Here is an 18,805-nt window from a genome sequence, read left to right on the forward strand (position 1 = left end):
AACGAGAGCTCTTTACAGAGGATCGTTACGGCGCAGCAGCTCTTCGGGAAGATGCTCGATGTACTCGTCTTCTGCTGGTGGCATTTGCAGGTGATAGCCCTGCTTGTCGAGATTCTCAAGCACTTGATTGATGTCCTCGCGGGACAACTTGCGCTCGGGGCTAAGCACCAGATCGAACGTATGGGTCGGTGGCCCGAAAGCGATCAGCAAGTCTGCCGGCACCTTTTTGAGTGCATCACTTTTGAGCACATACAGGTACATCTCGTTTTTACGCGGGCTTCTATAAATGGAGCAAATACGTTTCAAGGCTGTTCTCCAGCAGAGGCAAGGCTGTCGAGCAGCGCTTGGCCCATCAGCTCGCGGCGCCAGCCACGCAGCGAATCAGGCAATTGATAGGGACCGTTGGGATAGCCGCTTTTCAGCAACGCTTCCAGGGTCTTTTTGCGCAGCATCAGTTCAGGGGCCATGTTCAGCCGTTCTGCTTGTTGCTGGCCGATAACACGTAACGTTTTCAGGACCGCTGCTGCTTCGATAGGCAATGGCTCGGGCAACGCTTGTGGCCACTGCTCCGGAGGCAGGCTGGCGGACTTCTTGATCAGATCGATCAGAAACTCACCGTCCTGCCGCACGGTTTTGGGATGAATATCTTCAATTTTTGCCAACGCGGAAAGGTTGTCCGGCTGGGTCTTGGCCAAGGGCCACAGTGAGTGCTCGCGAATAACCCGATTACGCGGCAAGTTGCGGGCCCGCGCCTCACGCTCGCGCCAGGCACACAACTCGCGCAGCACCGCCAGCTGCGAGCGGGACAACTTCCACGCCAGCTTGGCTTCACGGTAAAGCTCGTCAGGATCGGTTTCGCGGCGCAGATTGGCGACCAATTCCGCACCGTCATCAAGCAGCCAGGCATGTTTCTCTTCGGACAGCTTGGGCTGCAGGATGCTGTAGACCTCAGCCAGATGCACTGCATCTTCCGCGGCGTAGCTGATCTGAGTCTCGGACAATGGACGTTGCAACCAGTCGGAACGGGTTTCGCCCTTGGGCAAGTCGATCCCCAGCACTTCCTGAACCAGACGTGAATAGCCCATGGAAAACCCGAGATTCAAGTACGCGGCAGCCAACTGCGTGTCGAACAACGGCGCAGGCAGACTGCCGGTCAGACGCAGGAGTACTTCCAGGTCTTCACTGCAGGCGTGGACCACTTTTATCACGGCGGGGTTTTCGAGCAGCGCGCACATTGGCCGCCAGTCGTTGATCAGCAACGGATCGATCAGGTAGGCGCGAGCACCATCACCGATCTGCAACAGCGCGGCAATCGGGTAAAACGTGTCGACCCGCATGAATTCGGTGTCGAGGGCGACAAAGGGCAATGACTGCCATTCGAGGCAATGTTGGGCGAGGCTGGCGTCGTCGCGAATCCAGTGAATATCAATGGCCACACGGCTCTCCCTTGAAGAATGGCGCGCAGTATATATCGCCCTCACCGATTACCGCGCATCTGCACTGCAAGTCTTGAACAACTTCCTGCGATACAGCGAGGAAAGCCCGACCGATGATCGGGCTAAAACTTATGACTTACGCAACACATAAACCCGCCACATCGCATAGCCGGGCAGAACATCATGATGGCCGAGGATCTGGAAACCTGCCTGTTCGAACTCAGCTTCTATAGCGCCCCTGCTTACGACAAAGCGATTCATCCTCGAGACTGTCGGCTCAGTACTCGCACGGCCACGCTCTAAACGCTTGCGCCGCCAGGCCTTGATGTTGCCATCCACCCACAAGGACACAATAACGGTGTCACGGGTCACCCTATGGAATTCACGCAGGATTGCCGAGCGTTGCTCACTGTCAGCGACATGATGAAACAGGCGCATGCAGAAAATGCAGTCCACCGCATTGGCTGACAGGTCGATAGAAAGCGGCGATGTTTGAAAGGTCTTGATCCGTTTAAGCTTTTCAGCTGGAAAGCTGGCCTCGGCGATGGCAAGCATCTCCAAGGAGTTGTCCGCTGCCAGGACCACCCGATTGGTATGTTCGGTCAGTACCGGCCAGAAACGGCCTGCATCACTGGGCAGGGCCAGAACCAACCCAGGGTCGCCAGCCACCTTCAAGGCGTGCCGGGCCAATTGCTCATCACGCCAATGGGCCAGTCGTCCTGAAAACCCAAGAGGGTGTTTTTCCAGAGAGTGCCGAGCGAGCTCATGCTCGCGCCGCCTGGAAAATTCACGATCAATGGGTGAGGGTGGTTGCGCAGACATGGCCAGCAGACTCTTTTTAAATGATCAGCAGATAAACGGCCAAAAAGCCAAAAACAAAGGTATCCATCACGACGCTATTGACTGGCCAACACACCGTCTGTCATCACGCCACGACAGCCCGCGAACATATCAAGGCCGGGGTCGTAGACGGTGCTGTTGACCTGCAACAAGCCGAGCATGGAGTGAAACAGGTTGTCTTGACTCAAGGGCACATTTCGCTGTTGCAGCAAACAGTTCGCATTGAGCGAAAACGCGCGCTGATAAGCCTCAGAAAACCAGGCCACCATCGGCACATGTTTCTGTTGGTCCGGCGCCAGCAGATAGGGCGTGCCGTGCAGGTACAAGTTGTACTCACCCAATGACTCGCCGTGATCGGACATGTACAGCATGGCGGTATCCACCTTGCCCTGATTGCTGCGCAGGATATCGATCAAGCTGGCCAGGACATGGTCGGTGTACAACAAGGTATTGTCGTAACCGTTAACGATGCTTTCACGGCTGCAATTATTCAGGGCGTTGCTTTCGCATACCGGGGTGAATTTTTCAAACGCCTTGGGGTAGCGTTTGAAATACTCGGGACCGTGACTGCCCATTTGATGAAGCACCAGGACCGTGTCCTGATCCAGGTTATCGATAAACTGTTGCAGGCCCTGCAGAAGGATTTCGTCGCGGCATTCGTTATTGGCACACAGCACGGGGTCTTTGAGCTTGCTCACGTCCTGGACGGTGACTCGATCACAGGTACCTTTGCAGCCTGACTGGTTGTCGCGCCAGACGACGTTCAGCCCGGCATGCTTGAGCACATCAAGCATGCCCTCTTGATTCTTGGCCTTGCTGGCGTTGTAGTCCTTGCGCTCCATGTTGGAAAACATGCAGGGCACCGACACGGCTGTCTCGGTACCGCAAGAATGTACGTCGCTGAAGGCAATCACACCCTTCTCTTTCTGAAGCTGCGGTGTTGTATCGCGGTCGTAGCCAAGGATCCCGAAATTCTCGGCTCGCGCACTCTCCCCCACCACCAGAACTGTCAATGATTTACGGGTGTGCAGGTCCCAGCCGGTTGATCGTTTGGCATCTTCGCCGATTTTCACGAACGGGCGTTGCGCCGAAACGACCTGCTCACGCAAGTACCCCACCGAGGCACCGATATAATTGCTCGGCACTACCATCAAACGCAGTTCGTGGTGATTGCGAAACAAGGACGACAAGCCCTGATAGTTCGCCATCGCGACCACGCCAATCAGCCCGGCGCAGGCCACCGTGACCACGGCTTTACTGATCAGTTCATGGTGCCAGCGACGGTAGTTGATCGTGGTTTTCCAGAGGATCAAAGACGGCACGACACCCAACAAAACGATATACACAGCCATCTTCACCGAGAGCAAGTCACGCACTTCAGTGGCATTGGTTTCGGCAAAGTTTCGCAGCATTCCGGTGTCGATCATGACGCCGTACTGACTCATGAAATAAGCCACGCTGGAACTGACCAAAAACAAGAATATCAAGACGGGCTTCAATACACGTTTGAACGCCAAAAACGTCAATACGATATTAAAAATGCAGAACACCATGACGCCAAAGGCAACGCGCATGGCGATGCCTTTCCAGTCGGCGTCCGTGATTGCAAAAAGGTGCTGCCACAGGGTTACGTTGAACCCGAACAGCAAAAAACAGCTGGCAAGCAGGGTGACAAGTTCAGGGCGTACAGCTTTGACGTTCAGCATGAGGTCTGCTTAATAAAATTTAAAATACGTCGAAACAAACCCGGTCACTGGCCACCTCCGACTCAGTAAATTCTACTCAATCAAGCATCAATTTTTTGTGAAAAGGATGCGAACGAAGGGGTCCGGATGGTTTCTTTTCCTGTAGGACAAGAAACCATGACAGGCCAGAGTCTTCGTTCAGCATGCCTACTGGCTACACTTGGCGGCCTAAGCCTGATGTAAATACCAGCGCCAATCCTGCTCGCCGACTTCACCCATGAACTGCCGATACTCGGCATGTTTGACGGCGAGATAGACCTGCAAAAACTCACTGCCAAATACATCCCGCGCCCAGCCAGAGGCTTCCAGCGCGCGTAAAGTCGTCAGCCAGTCTGTCGGCAATAATTGCGCGGCCTGCGCATAACCATTGCCTTCGACCGGTGCACCGGGGTCCAGTTGCTGGCGGATACCCACATGGATACCCGCCAGAATCGCGGCCGCCGCCAGGTAGGGATTGGCATCGGCGCCACAGATACGGTGCTCGATATGCCGTGTGTACGCTGGACCGCCCGGTACGCGCAGGCTGACCGTGCGATTGTCTACCCCCCAATTCGCCGCCAACGGTGCATAGCTGTTGGTCTGGAAACGACGATAAGAGTTGGCGTTCGGGCAGAACAGCAATAACGAATCAAGCAGCGTCGTGAGCATCCCGCCCACGGCATGGCGCAACAGTGGCGTGCCGTCAGCAGCCTCGCTGGCGAACAGGTTGTTGCCCTGCTCGTCCGCGAGACTGACGTGCATGTGCATGCCGGTGCCCGCCAGATCATCGAACGGCTTGGCCATGAAACAGGCAATCATTCCGTGCTTGTGCGCGATGCCTTTGACCAATCGCTTGTAACGGACCGCTTCGTCCATCGCCTGCAACGCATCGGCACGGTGCTCAAGGGTGATCTCTACTTGCCCCGGCGCATATTCGGAGATTGCCGTGCGCGCCGGAATCCCTTGCAACTTGCAGGCGCTGTAAAGATCGGCGAGAAATGGCTCGATCTGCTCCAGTTCGCGTAAGCCGTACACCTGAGTCGCCACAGGCCGACCGCCATCTACATCGCGGTGCGGCTGCGGACGGCCATTGCTGTCACGCTGGCGATCAAGCAGATAAAACTCAAGCTCCGCCGCCATCACCGGGTAATACCCGTCAGCCCTGAGCCCATCAATAACCTTGACCAACAGGCGGCGCGGGTCCGCCACCGATGCCGGCATACCTTGCTCCGGGTGCATGCTGACCTGCACCGCCGCCGTGGGAATCTGCCGCCAGGGCATGCGCTGCAGGCTGCCGGACACTGGATAAGCGCGGCAATCGATATCGCCCACGTCCCAGACCAGCCCGGAGTTTTCAACGTCTTCACCGTTGATGGTCAGGCCAAGAATCGTGCTTGGCAGCGGCCGGCCGCTCTCATACACCGCGAGTAATTCATCACGGTGCAGCAACTTGCCGCGAGGTACGCCGTTGTTGTCGAGGATGAACAGTTCGAACATCTCGATATCGGGATTGAGCTCAAGAAAACTCTGGGCTTCTTGCAGGGGAGCAAAACTCATGGCGATTCACTTTTCCGTCCAGGCACGCGCTCAAGCGCTTGCCAGGTGGTAAACACACACGTTGCCGCACGTTGAAAAACGTCAGGCAAATGCGAATGAGGGTTTAACCCGAAAAAGAGCCATCCGGTGGACGCGCGTGGCGACAATGCCACAACGCCCAAAAGTCCAACTCGGAAGGGAGCGCGCAACTGCCTGGCACCGACATCGGCAGGGGGTGTTGAGGCTGAACGCAGGCCACGGCTGTATCAGCCGATAGTCCATGCCTGATCCCTCCGCCCAACCCATCCATAGAAAATGCCGCCGACAATAGATGCGTTGCAGCGTCACACAGCGCTATAGGTCATTCAATCCAGTTTTAACAATGCTTGGTTACACGCGGACTAAACATTCGCCCTCCGCACCCTTCGTCAAATGCCCCACGGGGCAAGTTCGCTTTGATGGGGCAACGCCGTGGGCTACGATCACGCCTCCTGAACAGGCGTTGATAGCGTTTCAGCGTTTGTCGAATGAACGAGAGTACGTGATGAGCAGCGAATTACAGGTCGTGGACATTCAACTCGGTGACGGCAAGGCGGTGGTCAAAGGCGCCCTGATCACCACCCAGTACAACGGCTTTCTGGAGGACGGAACCACATTCGACTCCTCCTATGATCGCGGTAAACCTTTCCAGTGCGTCATCGGCACCGGACGCGTGATCAAAGGCTGGGATCAAGGATTAATGGGCATGAAAGTCGGCGGCAAGCGCAAACTCTTTGTGCCTGCCCACCTCGCCTACGGCGAAAGGCAGGTCGGCGCCCACATCAAGCCGAACTCAAACCTGATTTTCGACATTGAGTTGCTGGAAGTACTGACGCGGGATGATTAATGCGCGACGTTCAGATCATTGCCGAAAGCCTGACGTCCGCCGCCAGAACCCGCTGAAGCTGACCATTGGCGGCGAATATCGGCACTGAAACAGTGAAACAGAACGCGTCGGTTGCCGAGGAACGATACACCGGGGTGATATGGCTGCTCAGGCGCTCGGCAACCGCTCTGAACCAGGGCCGCTGCGACCAGTTACTGCCCTTGTAGCTTTTACTTTGGACGTGCTGTTCGGCAGAAATGTTTTCGCTGACCTGCGCACCGGTTCTGTCGACCAGATAGAACAATTCGAAACGAGCATCATGCCGCAGCGTGTCGCGCATAAATCGTTCTGCGCTGATGATGTCGCCATGCATTGCCGCGTCCATTGCCAGACGTTCGACGCTGGCTTGCACCTCTTTATGAATTTGCAGACGAAAACCACCCAGTCCGTCGAGCAGACGATCGCCACTCTTGCGCACGGCATCGCTGTGGGTGAGCACCAGACCCGCCTTGCTGAGCAGGTCAGCGGCGACCCCGGCAATGTTCTGCACATCGCGATTGATCGCGTGAACCGCGATGCCAATGTGTTCGGTACCGGCGGCGATATGACCCACACGTTGATCGAGCTGATCCATCGCCGCTCGTGTGCTGTGCAAGTCTTCGCCCATGCGCGTCATGCCTTCACGACCATCGGCGACGGCGGCATGCATTTTCTGGCCAGCGGCGCCAAGCTGGTCCATGTCTGCACGGAAACGATCGATGATGTGACTCACCTTCTTCGTAGACTCCGTGGTGTGCCCGGCCAGGCGCCGCACTTCATCGGCAACCACGGCAAAACCACGACCATGCTCGCCTGCGCGCGCCGCTTCGATAGCGGCATTGAGCGCCAAAAGATTGGTCTGTTGCGAGATGCTGGCGATCACACCGAGTACCTGACTGACCTCCTCCAACTGCCCGAATAGCTGTCCAATCACCTCTTCGAGTTTCAATTCGCTGGCGCCAATAGCGTCCACCTGAACCAGCACCTCATTGCCGGTTTGCTGGCATTGTCGCAAGGTGGTGGCGACTTCAGTGGACAGCTTGGCGACCTGAGCGGCGCCCGGCACCAACTCGGAATCCAGCGTGGTACTGACTTCCTCGCTGGCGCTGGCAATGAGTTCCGAGGCTTTCGCCAGGGTCTGACCACTTTGTTCGGTGGCCGTCGCAATACGCGCCAGCTCCGGCGCGTGAGCGGCGATGTCGACCGATGCCGCGAGACTTTCCCCCAACCGTTGGTGCAGGGTTTTACTGAACCTGTTCAGACGCGCGTTCAGCGGTTGGTGTTCAGACAACTGTACGGTGAGGTCAAGATCATCAAAGAGCATGCTCAAGGCATCATCGTCTTGGGCTCGGCGTTTCCGTGCGCGCAATAGCAACATACATGTCCCCCAGTTTTACCCAACACATGCAAGCAGAATGCCACCACCCGATCAGCAATCTCATGGGCCTGCAGGGTTGAAACACGCTCGAAAACGCCCGTTTTAGAATGCGTTCGTATCCCTACGGTTTTTTTTGGTGCGCAGCGTTGTGGGGGGCGTACTGCATCTCGCCATTGCCGAATGGCCAGGCTGCCAGGTACGTACAGTCCAAGGCCATCGCTATGTCTTTTTACACCTCAAGCGAATCAACTTAATAGCAGGAATTAAATATTGAAGTATTTTCGGCATCGTATGAATAGGTAATTGAGAGCACGCAAAAAAAAGCGCCATGCAAGGTGAAATAGTGATACCCAACGCGGACCAAAGCAAACCTACATTTCTATTCCCACCTGTAAGCGCCATTGTGAACCTCGCATTGACATCTCCCGGATAAAAACAAAAGCACACCACTTGAAGAAAAATATTAACCACATAAGCCGCACACATCAGCGTTAGCGCCATCCCGGGAGTCTCTATGATGATGCTCTGCATACCGCGCATGGTTCCGCACGCAAAAACAAACAGAGACACAACCACGACCCCATCGATGGCCACGCCATAATTCTTTAACTGTTTAGATGCGACACGCCTTATGAGTAACGCAATACCCTCAGCACCGCCAATCAATAGCGCCAGGCGAAACGCCAATTCAAACGGATCAATCGTTAAGCCAAGGCCATCACCAAAATAATTCATTATGACGGGTGCTGTCATTGGCATAATCATCATTGAACATAGCGTAGCCACAAGCGACATCGAGGGATCAAGTCCAAGCATTCTCGCGACTGCAGCGTTCCCACTGGCGGGAGGCGCCGCTACGGCAAGCGCTATCGCCAACGAAAGTTCCTGTTCAACGTTGACAAACAAACAGAAGGTACCGACAACGTACGGACATATAACAACCATAAAAAAAGGAAAAACGATAGAAACCTTTAAATCTCTCGCGGCCAACAGCATTTGCTGATTATCAATCCTCAACAACGTACCCAGTACAAATATAAATACCGTCACAGGCATTAACGGCCTGGCCCACTCAGTCAACACCGGGACCAAAAGCCCTACTACTGCACCGAGCGCCAGCACACTTGGGCCATTTTTTGTGATCCACTCTAAAAACTTATTCATTAAAAAACCTAAAACAAAAAGCCAACCTTTTATTGGAGTAGTATGAATCAGTGGCATTCAACAATATAAGGAGCTATTTCTGGTGGTGGAGAGTTTTTCGACTGACGAACCGCCAATCGGCCATCGATAATTACCGAGGTCACACTGGGAAGGTCACCTAGCGCAAGACTTGAAAGCACGTCATGTCCGCCTCCGCCCAACGGGGCGCTAGCGATAACGAAGTCGGCATCCTTGCCAACTTCAATGAACCCGCTATTGAGCTTTCTGACTTTTGCAGTATTTCCGGTTGCGAAGCAAATCGCTTTTTCAGGCGAAATATCTCCAAAACTACTTAATAAAGCGATCGTGCGCAGCATACCCAATGCAGGAACACCGCAACCTGCGGGTGCGTCCGTACCAATAACAATTCTATCTAGCCGACCTAACTCCCGGGCGTAATTCAGCGTCATCACGGCCGCTAGTTCATTGCCATTGTGGACTATCTCAAGCGACCCTAAACAAGATTCGCATAAACATCGAATCTCAGCTTTAGGAAGAGCGGTATAACCTCCATTTATGTGCCCAACAATATCGGGATTAATCTCAAGCACTTCTTCGGCGCCCATCCGCTTTGAAGCAGCAATAGAGGGGCCACCGGTATGTGTGATTGAAGTTAAACCGTGTTTCCTTGCCCACTTCACGAGTTCGGCAGCTTTCGCGACATCTTTTACCGGCCCAATGCCTACTTCGCCCAGCTGGGTGATCCCTTGCTGTGCTAATTCTCTAAAATCACTTTCTTCAAATTCGTTGTTAAGCAACGGTGAACCCGCGATCACTTTTACACCCGAGGGACGAGCACGGCTGTAGGCACGTTGCGCGGCTATCGCCATTGCTTTGATACCTACTCGATCATCAGGGAGACCCGGAACATGAACCTCACCTGCAGACACCATCGTAGTAACGCCACCTTGCAAGCAATGCCAGATCCAGTTGTGGTTTCCTGATCGGGGGCTGAACTCACCCAGCGTGGGATGAGTGTGATTATCGATAAGACCGGGCATAACAGTCGTCTTCTTAACGTCGACCAACAGATCCGCATCGGACAAATCAAAATCTTTCGCCATGCCAATCATGGTGATAATACCGTCCAAACAAATCACCGTATCAACATTCAATACCGGACACTGCAGATCCCCCGTAAGCAACACGCCAATATTAGTAATAATCGTTTTATAGGGTCTACTTTCAAATTGACTTCCAGGCATACCGTTCACCTCAACCCTCAAAAATAATTATTTAACCGTAGAGAATCCCGGATCGAAAATGCGTTCACCCTGCTTATGAAATGAACGAAAGGACCAAAGGCTATCCGTCACAAAAACTCGTTGCACCCAACGATAAGGCATACCATCTTTGTCGAAGGTTGGAGTAAACTTTTCACGAGAATGCAAGGTAAAACGATTATTCACAAAGACTAGTCGTCCCGGCTGTATGTCAACACCAATAGCGACATCGTAGAGATGCTCATAAAAATTATCGTATGCGGTTTTTGCTTCTTTACTTACAGGTATCACCATATCAGGATAAAAAGCTATGGTAACTCTTGGCTGATCCATAGGACCACTGAGTACAGAGTGTAAAACAGTATCTCTATTTTCGGAATCATGTGATCTCCACCTGTAAGGCTGACGAATGATGAATTTTTTTTCGGACAAAAGTTTAATATCAGCGGCTGTCATCCGCTTCAATGCCTCTCGTGAGTCAGCGACATATGTTTTTGGACCAATGACATCGGGATCACTTCTAAGACCAAGCAAAAACAACGCTAGGGGAGAGGTATCCCCTCTGGAATCATAAACTTGCGCAGCGTTCTCTATATGAAAATCCAATTCCACCTTGGAGCCTAGCCCGGTGTACTCATTAGTACTTTCAGGGTGAGGTGTAAGATCATTGACGATTTTTTTCCCTTCGAAATGTATAGAGTAGGGTTCTGCCACTATTGAGGCGAAAGCCAAGATTATATTCTCTGAAAGGTAGCCATTCTTAAAATTGATGCTATCAACGTCACCCGTCGGACTCCCAAAAACGTCATCGATGGGTAAATTATCGAAAATACAGTACGAACTGCTATTACCTTTAAGATCCTCAAGCGTGGTCAGCAGCCGATCAGGGAAATGCTTATACGCCAATATTCGGAGTTGCTTTATATAGGATTGATCTCCATACGGTTTATAGGGAATATCGCTAAAAACTATTTTTATCTTATTCGCTTCAAGCTTGGTCAATCTCAAGTTTTGAGGCGCAATTTCTTCGCTCATTTAATGACCCTGAATTATATTAACCTGCAAACGAAGCTGAACCGTACAACCATGACCATCCTAACTCAATAGCATTATCTGTTCGCCCCACCGATTCAGTACACCCTGAAGTACAATTCCGTTATTCGCGAGAGACCTTTCCTACAAACTGATATTTTTTAGCTGCGCGCCAAAGCATTCTGTATAAATACCGGATAAACATTTATACGCACCAATGCTTGGTTAGTGCCAGGCCAAGTCGATTGGTTTTACAGGCACACTTCAGCGTTATTTTGAATATCATTAATGCCTCCTTCTTTCTGGTTAAATATTCGCAAAAACATCCATGCGCGCGCTCACGCCAAACCAAAACCCGTCTTTTGATAAACCCCATTCAGGTTTATTCAGGCAGCGTACTTACTTGAACGGCACTTCTTAACGAAGACAAGCCATAGGGCTCGCGATCAGGCGCCAGCTCGCCCTTTTGCTTAAGGCACAAGAGGGGATGGTCCGAGGGAAAATGAACTGATGGTGAGATTGATACGCCCTCCATCGGCCGTATCAAAACCCGAAAATGCGCTACGCCGTCTGGGCGTAATTGCGCTTCCTTCCTATGTCACCAGCGGCTCTAGATCAAGCCTTTTCGGTCAAACGGCCGTGTCACCAATCTGCTATCACTCTGCCACTTTTCTGTAATGATCTCCGGTAATACTGGCGCCAGTTTTTAGAACGAGGGGTTACTAACCCCTCATGGCGCGTGCGGAAAGCGCCAGCTTTTCCTGAGGAGGCCTATGTCACCTCATCATAAATTTGGAGATCAATATGCGTTTTGTTTCTACACGAATTGCAGCGGGACTTTGTGGTGGCATGGTATTGGCCATGAGCGTTCCAGCCAGTGCCGCAGTCGATGCAAAACTGCTCGAAATGCTCAAGGCCAATGGCTCCATCTCGCCCGCACAGTATGCTGAGCTGCAAACCGAGCTGAGCAAAGATCAGCAAGCCCAGCAACAGGCTGCCTCCCAACAGATCAAGAAAGATGACCTGACCGCGTTCGAGCAAAAAGTGGCTTGGGCTGCCAAGACCCAGTTCAAGGGCGATGTCCGCGTGCGCCAGGAGACCGTCAAGATCGACGGCGAATCCAACAACGGTGGCCGTGACAAGAACCGCCAACGCATCCGTGCTCGCTTGGGTGCCTATAGCGAAATCAACCCGCAGGTCGACACCGGTATCCGCATCGCCACTGGCGGCGGCGATGATGCCCGCTCCACCAACCAGGACCTGGATAACTACTTCGACAAGAAACAAATCTGGTTGGACCAGGCCTATATCGACTTCCACCCCAAAGCGGTGGAAAACCTTCACCTGATCGGCGGTAAAATGTCCCAGCCGTGGGTGAGCATGGGCGATATTATCTGGGATAACGACATCAACCCCGAAGGTTTGGCTGCCACTTACAAATACCCGCTTGGCGGCAAAACCGAGCTGTTCGGCAGCGCCGGTCACTACACGCTCAAAGACAACGTCGATGGCGATGGCGTGCAATTCCGCCACGACCTGCGCCTGTATGCAGGTCAGCTCGGTGCTCGCTTCGCGCCGACCGATAGCCTCAAGGTCACCTTGGGCGGCAGCGTCTATGCCTATGACAACGACAAGGACAGCCGCTGCACAACGACGACCACACCTTGCGCGCTGGCTGTCAACGGCAACTCCACTACCGACTTCCGACTGTACGAAGGCTTCGGTCAGGTGGACATCAGCAACCTGCCAGTACCGCTCACGCTCTATGGGCAATATGTTGTCAACGGCGGGACCAGCAGCGACCAGGACACCGCTTGGCTGACGGGCTTCAAGACGCGCCTGTATGTCTTCAACCTCGATTACAACTACCGCGATGTTCAGCGCAACGCGGTGGTCGGCGCCTTCACCGACTCTGACTTCGCCAACGGCACCACCGGTTCGCGTGGGCACAAGTTCAAAGTGGGTTACGACATCGACAAGAACTTCGCACTCGGCGCCACTTACTACATGGCTGACGCAGATTACGCCAGCCGCACCCAGACCGACGCCAAAACCAACACCCTGCAGTTGGATGTGGAAGCGAAGTTCTAAAGCCTGACCTCTCGTTGTGATTGGAACGCTGAAGTCATTCAGCGTTTTCCCCTATAGGCTGGCGCTGGCGCGTTGATCCCCTCTCATCCGTCGATTGCGCCATTCGCGCCAGCCTGTCTTTCAATCTTCCTTTTTGCTCGGCATGGCGTTGGCGTCGCACCTTTATCCTGGTCTGATCGCAGCCCCGTCAGCAAGAATCATCTCCGCAGCCTTCTCGGCGATCATCAGGGTCGGCGAACAGGTGTTGCCCGACACAATCGTCGGCATGATCGACGCATCCACCACGCGCAAACCACTGATACCTCGCACCCGCAGACGATCATCGACAACAGCGTCGCTGCCCTGCCCCATCTTGCAGGTGCCGACAGGATGAAAAATCGTCGTGCCAATGCTACTGGCGGCCTGACGCAGTTGTTCTTCGCTTTGCAGACTCGCGCCAGGCAGATATTCCACCGGCTGAAAACTCGCCAACGCAGGCGCCGCGACAATCCGCCGGGTCAGGCGTATCGCATCGGCCGCCACATGGAGATCGGCTTCATGGCTTAAATAGTTAGGGCGAATCGAAGGCGGCTCATCCACAAGGGCAGAACGAATCTCGACCGTCCCGCGACTCTGGGGCCGCAGATTGCAGACTGAAGCAGTGAACGCGGCAAAACTGTGCAACGGCTCACCGAAGCGCTCCAGCGATAACGGTTGCACGTGATATTCAAGATTGGCCGAGCGCTGCTCAGGGTCCGAGCGGGCGAAGGCGCCCAATTGGCTTGGCGCCATCGCCAATGGACCGCTGCGATTGATCGCGTAACGCAGGCCCATGTTCATCTTGCCCCAAAGGCTGCCGACCATCTGATTGAGGGTCTGACCGTTACTGATCTGATAGATCAACCGCAGTTGAAGATGATCCTGCAGATTGCTCCCTACGCCTGGCAACTCATGGCGCACACCGATACCGAGCTTCTCAAGCAAGGGTCGCGGACCGATGCCCGAACGCTGCAACAGCGCTGGCGAACCGATGGCCCCGCAACACAGAATGATCTCGCGGCGAGCGCGCAGGTGCTGCTCGTGCTGCTGAACACGCGCAACGATGGCACTCGCGCGGCCGTTCTCGAATTCGATACGGGACGCTTCCACGCCGGTGAGGACTGTCAGATTCTTGCGCTGTGCGACAGGTCGCAAAAATGCCTTGGAAGCATTCCAGCGCACGCCACGCCGCTGATTGACCTGGAAGTAACTGCAACCTTCATTGTCACCGCCGTTAAAGTCGTCGATAGACTCGATGCCGGTCTGCGCTGCAGCCTGGCGAAAAGCGTCCAGAATGCCCCACGATAATCGCTGCTGTTCAACCCGCCATTCGCCCCCCGCGCCATGCATGGCAGAGTCGCCGGCGTAGTGATTTTCTGAGCGTTTGAATAACGGCAATACCTCTTTCCAGCCCCAGCCCACATTGCCTTGCGCCGCCCAGTCATCATAATCACGAGCCTGGCCACGCATATAAATCATGCCGTTGATGGATGAACTGCCGCCCAGCACTTTGCCTCGGGGGTAGTTGAGCGAACGACCATTAAGCCCGGGTTCAGCTTCAGTTTTGAAGCACCAATCGGTACGTGGGTTGCCGATGCAGTAGAGATAGCCGACCGGGATGTGGATCCAGGGGTAGTTGTCCAGCCCGCCGGCTTCAAGTAACAGCACGCGGTGTGCAGGGTTTTGCGAAAGCCGATTGGCCAGCAGGCAGCCCGCGGGTCCGGCACCGACAATCACATAGTCATACGGCTCACTCGTCGCTTGCATGCAGCCCTCGCTGGTCTTCTTATTGTTTTGTTGTCCGGGGCCATCCTATGCTTTCTCCAAGAAAACGAAAGGCCGCTGCAAGTTGCCTTGCAGCGGCCTTTATCAACGGTTTTTAAGCCGGATGACGATTAAACAGACTTGCGGCGATAGTCGCGGTAGTTAGGCATCCAGAAGTTGCGCTCGATTGCCGCGAGCAATACATCTTCTGAGGTTTCCAATGCCACGCCGTCAGCCTGAGCCTGCTTGGCGACCGCCAAGGCAATTTTCCTGCTGACTGCCTGGATATCCTTGATCGGTGGCAACACTGCATCGCCCAGCCCCGTCACCATCGGCGAGCACTCCGCCAAGGCGTTGGACGCGGCCATCAACATTTTATCGGTGATTCTCGAGGCTTTGCTTGCGATGACGCCCAAGCCAATCCCGGGAAAAATGTAAGAGTTGTTGCATTGAGCAATATGGACCGTACGGCCATTGATCGATACCGGAGCAAACGGGCTGCCGGTGGCGACCAGGGCGTTGCCATCGGTCCAGCGCAGGATTTCCTCCGGCGTGGCCTCGACTTTAGACGTTGGGTTGGACATCGGCATCACCAACGGCTTGGCGCAATGCTTGTGCATTTCGCGGACCACCTGTTCGGTAAATAATCCGCGCTGGCCCGACACGCCAATCATTACGGTGGCATTGGCGTGGGTGACCACATCGAGCAATTGCGGGAACCCTTCGTCGCCTGCCCAGCCCGCTACATCAGCGGTTTTCTGCGCCAGGCGCTGTTGGAATTCCAGCAGGCCCGTCATGTTCTCGGTCAGCAAGCCATAGCGGTCGACCATGAAAATGCGCTTGCGTGCTTCGCTCTCACTCAGCCCTTGTATCTGCATCGCTGCAATGATGTGTTCGGCAATGCCACAGCCTGCCGAACCGGCACCGACAAACACCACCACCTGCTCGCCGAGGGTCTCGCCCTTGGCTTTGCAGGCCGCAAGTAACGTACCCACCGCGACCGAAGCAGTACCTTGAATGTCATCGTTGAAGCAGCACAATTGGTCCCTGTACTTATTCAGCAATGGCATCGCATTCGATTGGGCGAAGTCTTCGAACTGCAGCAATACGTCAGGCCAGCGACGCTGCACTGCCTCGATGAACATCGCAACAAATTCTTCGTACTCCTGACCGGTTACCCGCTCATGGCGCCAGCCCATGTACATCGGGTCGTCCAGCAATTCGCGGTTGTTGGTACCGACGTCGAGCACAATCGGCAACGTGTAGGCCGGGCTGATCCCGCCGCACGCGGTGTAGAGGGACAACTTGCCGATGGGGATGCCCATGCCGCCAATGCCCTGGTCGCCCAGGCCGAGAATTCGCTCACTGTCAGTGACTACGATGATCTTGATCTGGTCCTTGGTCGCGCTGCGCAGAATGTCGTCAATACGGTCGCGCTCCGGATACGAGACAAACAGTCCCCGATGGGTGCGATAGATTTTCGAGAACTCCTGACACGCCTGGCCAACCGTCGGCGTGTAGATGATCGGCAGCATTTCATCCAGGTGCGAGTCGAGCAGACGGAAGAACAACGTCTCGTTGTTGTCCTGAATCGAGCGCAGATAAATGTGCTTGTCGAGGTCGCTGGCGCATTGGTTGTACTGGCTGAAAACCCGAGCCACTTGCTCTTCGATCGTCTCCACGTTCTGCGGCAGCAGCCCGATCAAGTTGAACTCGACCCTCTCCTGCGGCGTGAAAGCACTGCCTTTGTTCAGCAGCGGCATCTCCAGCAGCGAAGGGCCGGCGTAGGAAATATATAAAGGACGCGAGGTTTTGTTCATGTTCAGTGATCGCCTTTTTCCGTTTTACTCTGAAATTTTCGATACGAAACCAAGGCGGACAGCCGGAGCCTGACGGCTCTCTATTCAACCCGCCTCAGCAATCTCAAGGGACGAGATTGCGCTACTTATCTTACTCGTGGTCGAGCCATTGCAGCAGGGTGATCATCGTACAACTTGATGACAGCCGAGATGGCACCCGCAACGACACGGTCGCGGATGCTCGAATCGACCACAGCAGTCCACCAAAAGTAGTTTTTTATACGCGGGACTGTCAGCCCGATAGCGCGAAAAGTGCACGCTAGAGCGGTAAAAACCGCCTATCGCGGAGAGGGTAATAACCGTTCAATTTTGTTTAATTCAGTGTAAAAATGGTGACTCATCGGGCGTCGCTTAGGAGCGAGTTGTCGTCTTTTACCAGGAAGATTCAACGGGTGGAATTTTTTGCCCAACGAAGGGTTTAACCCAAGTTACAACGCCCTTCGAGATTGAAAAAAGGAGCTCAGAATGATTCACGATAAATTCAAGAAAGTCACCGGTGTCAGCTGGGAAGAAGCAGCAACAAGGAGCAACCAACTTTTCTTTGAAGCGGATCAACTTGATAATCATGCGTATTCGCTTCTCAAGAAAGAAACGCTGAATCCAGACGTCTGGAACGAATTTTCAACTGCAAAAAGAAGAGCCGAAAAAAAGTACGTCGAAGCGCGCGTAGAGTGGCAACGTATTAAAAGCATTCTCGGTTCTATCAATAAGCCCGCCGGGAAATCTGCCAGGCAATCTGTACATTAATCTGTACATTAAAGGCATTCAGCGTGGAAAGGTTTAACGGGGCTGCCTGCCTCACGTCACCTTTCCGCTAAAGACATTTTCAGGCCGGCACGGGGATGTGTCGGCCTCGCTTGATTATCCAGCGCCAACGCCCCCCCCCCCTCTTAGATCAGGCTGCGCGGGTTGCAGGTGTTCTCCACTGTCGCCAGAGCAGGCAACGACATTTTCGACGCAGACAGCCGTCGTCAATCTCAATGGAGAAGCCAGCATGTCCAGCAATCTGCCCAACGACCCCACCCTCGCCCTGCTCAACCGACTCAATCAAAACATCACCGCCCTCGGTTCTGCCGTGAATGAGATCCGCGCATGGATTGATCAGCATGGATCGCCAGAGGTGTCGGCAGCCATCATGACGCAGCTCGCCGTGGTCGAGGGAAACGCTGGCTTCATCGCCACCGCCATGGCCGATCTGCAAGCCAGGCGAGAACCGGAAGACGAAATCGACCCGGAAGACTGACGCCTGTCACGCGAGGCCGTATCAGTGGCCGACAGACCTAAAGTCTGTCCGCCTGGTCAATCATATTGGTCGCCAGCTTGATGCCCTGTTTTTTTGCATCTTCGAAGCTCTTGTAAATCGCTTTTTCATGCAGATTATGAATATTGTCCTCGGCGTACTTCACAGTAATGCGAAGCCCCTTTGGGATTGGATCGCCTGGGTCGCCCCACTCGAAATCAATCATCGCGTCCCTGCCGTTTGGATGGACGTAATTAATCGAGTGCGGTCTGTCTACGGATGCCATTTCGCTCTCCCTGATCGTCGGTGATGTGCTCAACTTAATCATTAGCCCACAAACCCGAATCACGCCAACCGGCAAGTGACATGGTCATCGCGCACAATCATGCGGCGTTGGCGGGATAGAGGGAGGGAGTAAAAGAGATCAATGAGCCCAATGCGCGTGTGCTGGAACAGCAGTTGGCCAAATGCGCAGCAATTTACCCTCAGGTCGGCATTCGGGCCCATTGATCATCACCCAACTCAATGTTGGATTGTTTCCATTTAGATAAATGGAG

The 18,805-nt window shown here is 54.1% G+C and carries 16 protein-coding genes and 1 pseudogene; 4 read left to right on the forward strand and 13 right to left on the reverse strand.

Annotated elements, in window-relative coordinates; genetic code table 11:
• Positions 1–12: 12 nt before the first annotated feature.
• The 5 genes from K0F75_RS22840 to K0F75_RS22860 all read right to left on the reverse strand — a co-directional run bounded on the left by K0F75_RS22840 (position 13) and on the right by K0F75_RS22860 (position 5,557).
• Positions 13–306, reverse strand: a complete 294-nt coding sequence (locus tag K0F75_RS22840; RefSeq protein ID WP_219064233.1) for a YcgL domain-containing protein — start codon at positions 304–306, stop codon at positions 13–15.
• On the reverse strand, positions 303–1,436 hold the full coding sequence (gene rnd, locus K0F75_RS22845; protein ID WP_219064234.1) for a ribonuclease D: 1,134 nt from the start codon (positions 1,434–1,436) through the stop codon (positions 303–305). Before rnd ends, K0F75_RS22840 begins: the two co-directional genes overlap by 4 nt.
• Before the next feature lie 129 nt (positions 1,437–1,565).
• A complete protein-coding gene (locus K0F75_RS22850) occupies positions 1,566–2,258 on the reverse strand; it encodes a class I SAM-dependent methyltransferase (protein ID WP_219064235.1) in 693 nt (230 codons plus the stop codon).
• Positions 2,259–2,332: 74 nt separating this feature from the next.
• Positions 2,333–3,982 (reverse strand): phosphoethanolamine transferase, encoded by a 1,650-nt coding sequence (locus K0F75_RS22855; protein WP_219064236.1) that lies wholly within the window; start codon positions 3,980–3,982, stop codon positions 2,333–2,335.
• Positions 3,983–4,189: 207 nt separating this feature from the next.
• Positions 4,190–5,557: a glutamine synthetase family protein gene (locus tag K0F75_RS22860; RefSeq protein WP_219064237.1), complete on the reverse strand. Its 1,368-nt coding sequence runs from the start codon at positions 5,555–5,557 to the stop codon at positions 4,190–4,192.
• A 523-nt stretch (positions 5,558–6,080) separates the two neighbouring features.
• Between K0F75_RS22860 and K0F75_RS22865 the strand changes: the two genes are divergently transcribed.
• Entirely contained in the window at positions 6,081–6,422 is a 342-nt protein-coding gene (locus tag K0F75_RS22865; RefSeq protein WP_219064238.1) for an FKBP-type peptidyl-prolyl cis-trans isomerase, read from the forward strand.
• Between the two features lie 10 nt (positions 6,423–6,432).
• Here K0F75_RS22865 and K0F75_RS26350 read toward each other — a convergent pair whose 3' ends face one another.
• The 5 genes and pseudogenes from K0F75_RS26350 to K0F75_RS22885 form a co-directional block, all read right to left on the reverse strand.
• Entirely contained in the window at positions 6,433–6,786 is a 354-nt protein-coding gene (locus tag K0F75_RS26350; protein WP_374029220.1) for a PDC sensor domain-containing protein, read from the reverse strand.
• Positions 6,787–6,990: 204 nt separating this feature from the next.
• A pseudogene (locus K0F75_RS26355) lies at positions 6,991–7,335 on the reverse strand (methyl-accepting chemotaxis protein); the annotation flags it as partial.
• A gap of 702 nt (positions 7,336–8,037) precedes the next feature.
• Complete coding sequence (locus K0F75_RS22875; RefSeq protein WP_257604470.1) at positions 8,038–9,039, reverse strand: hypothetical protein; 1,002 nt, start codon at positions 9,037–9,039, stop codon at positions 8,038–8,040.
• Positions 9,030–10,226, reverse strand: a complete 1,197-nt coding sequence (locus K0F75_RS22880) for an amidohydrolase family protein (protein ID WP_219064240.1) — start codon at positions 10,224–10,226, stop codon at positions 9,030–9,032. Before K0F75_RS22880 ends, K0F75_RS22875 begins: the two co-directional genes overlap by 10 nt.
• A gap of 27 nt (positions 10,227–10,253) precedes the next feature.
• Complete coding sequence (locus K0F75_RS22885) at positions 10,254–11,279, reverse strand: TauD/TfdA family dioxygenase (protein ID WP_219064241.1); 1,026 nt, start codon at positions 11,277–11,279, stop codon at positions 10,254–10,256.
• Between the two features lie 801 nt (positions 11,280–12,080).
• On the opposite strand from K0F75_RS22885, the gene K0F75_RS22890 reads away from it, so the two are divergent.
• The gene (locus tag K0F75_RS22890; RefSeq protein WP_219064242.1) at positions 12,081–13,367 is read left to right on the forward strand and encodes a putative porin; all 1,287 of its coding nucleotides are present in this window, start codon (positions 12,081–12,083) and stop codon (positions 13,365–13,367) included.
• A gap of 162 nt (positions 13,368–13,529) precedes the next feature.
• On the opposite strand, the gene K0F75_RS22895 is transcribed toward K0F75_RS22890, so the two are convergent.
• Together K0F75_RS22895 and K0F75_RS22900 are read right to left on the reverse strand one after the other, a co-directional pair.
• The gene (locus K0F75_RS22895; RefSeq protein ID WP_219064243.1) at positions 13,530–15,152 is read right to left on the reverse strand and encodes a GMC family oxidoreductase; all 1,623 of its coding nucleotides are present in this window, start codon (positions 15,150–15,152) and stop codon (positions 13,530–13,532) included.
• Positions 15,153–15,280: 128 nt separating this feature from the next.
• Positions 15,281–16,969: an NAD-dependent malic enzyme gene (locus K0F75_RS22900; protein ID WP_219064244.1), complete on the reverse strand. Its 1,689-nt coding sequence runs from the start codon at positions 16,967–16,969 to the stop codon at positions 15,281–15,283.
• Between the two features lie 504 nt (positions 16,970–17,473).
• Here K0F75_RS22900 and K0F75_RS22905 point away from each other — a divergent pair.
• Positions 17,474–17,755, forward strand: coding sequence for a hypothetical protein (locus tag K0F75_RS22905; RefSeq protein ID WP_219064245.1), 282 nt, complete (start codon positions 17,474–17,476; stop codon positions 17,753–17,755).
• 247 nt (positions 17,756–18,002) lie between these two features.
• Complete coding sequence (locus tag K0F75_RS22910) at positions 18,003–18,251, forward strand: hypothetical protein (RefSeq protein ID WP_219064246.1); 249 nt, start codon at positions 18,003–18,005, stop codon at positions 18,249–18,251.
• A gap of 37 nt (positions 18,252–18,288) precedes the next feature.
• On the opposite strand, the gene K0F75_RS22915 is transcribed toward K0F75_RS22910, so the two are convergent.
• Positions 18,289–18,534, reverse strand: a complete 246-nt coding sequence (locus tag K0F75_RS22915; protein WP_219064247.1) for a hypothetical protein — start codon at positions 18,532–18,534, stop codon at positions 18,289–18,291.
• Positions 18,535–18,805: the final 271 nt, after the last annotated feature.

The sequence above is a fragment of the Pseudomonas sp. UMAB-08 genome, from assembly GCF_900095225.1.
In the GTDB taxonomy this organism is placed as follows: domain Bacteria; phylum Pseudomonadota; class Gammaproteobacteria; order Pseudomonadales; family Pseudomonadaceae; genus Aquipseudomonas.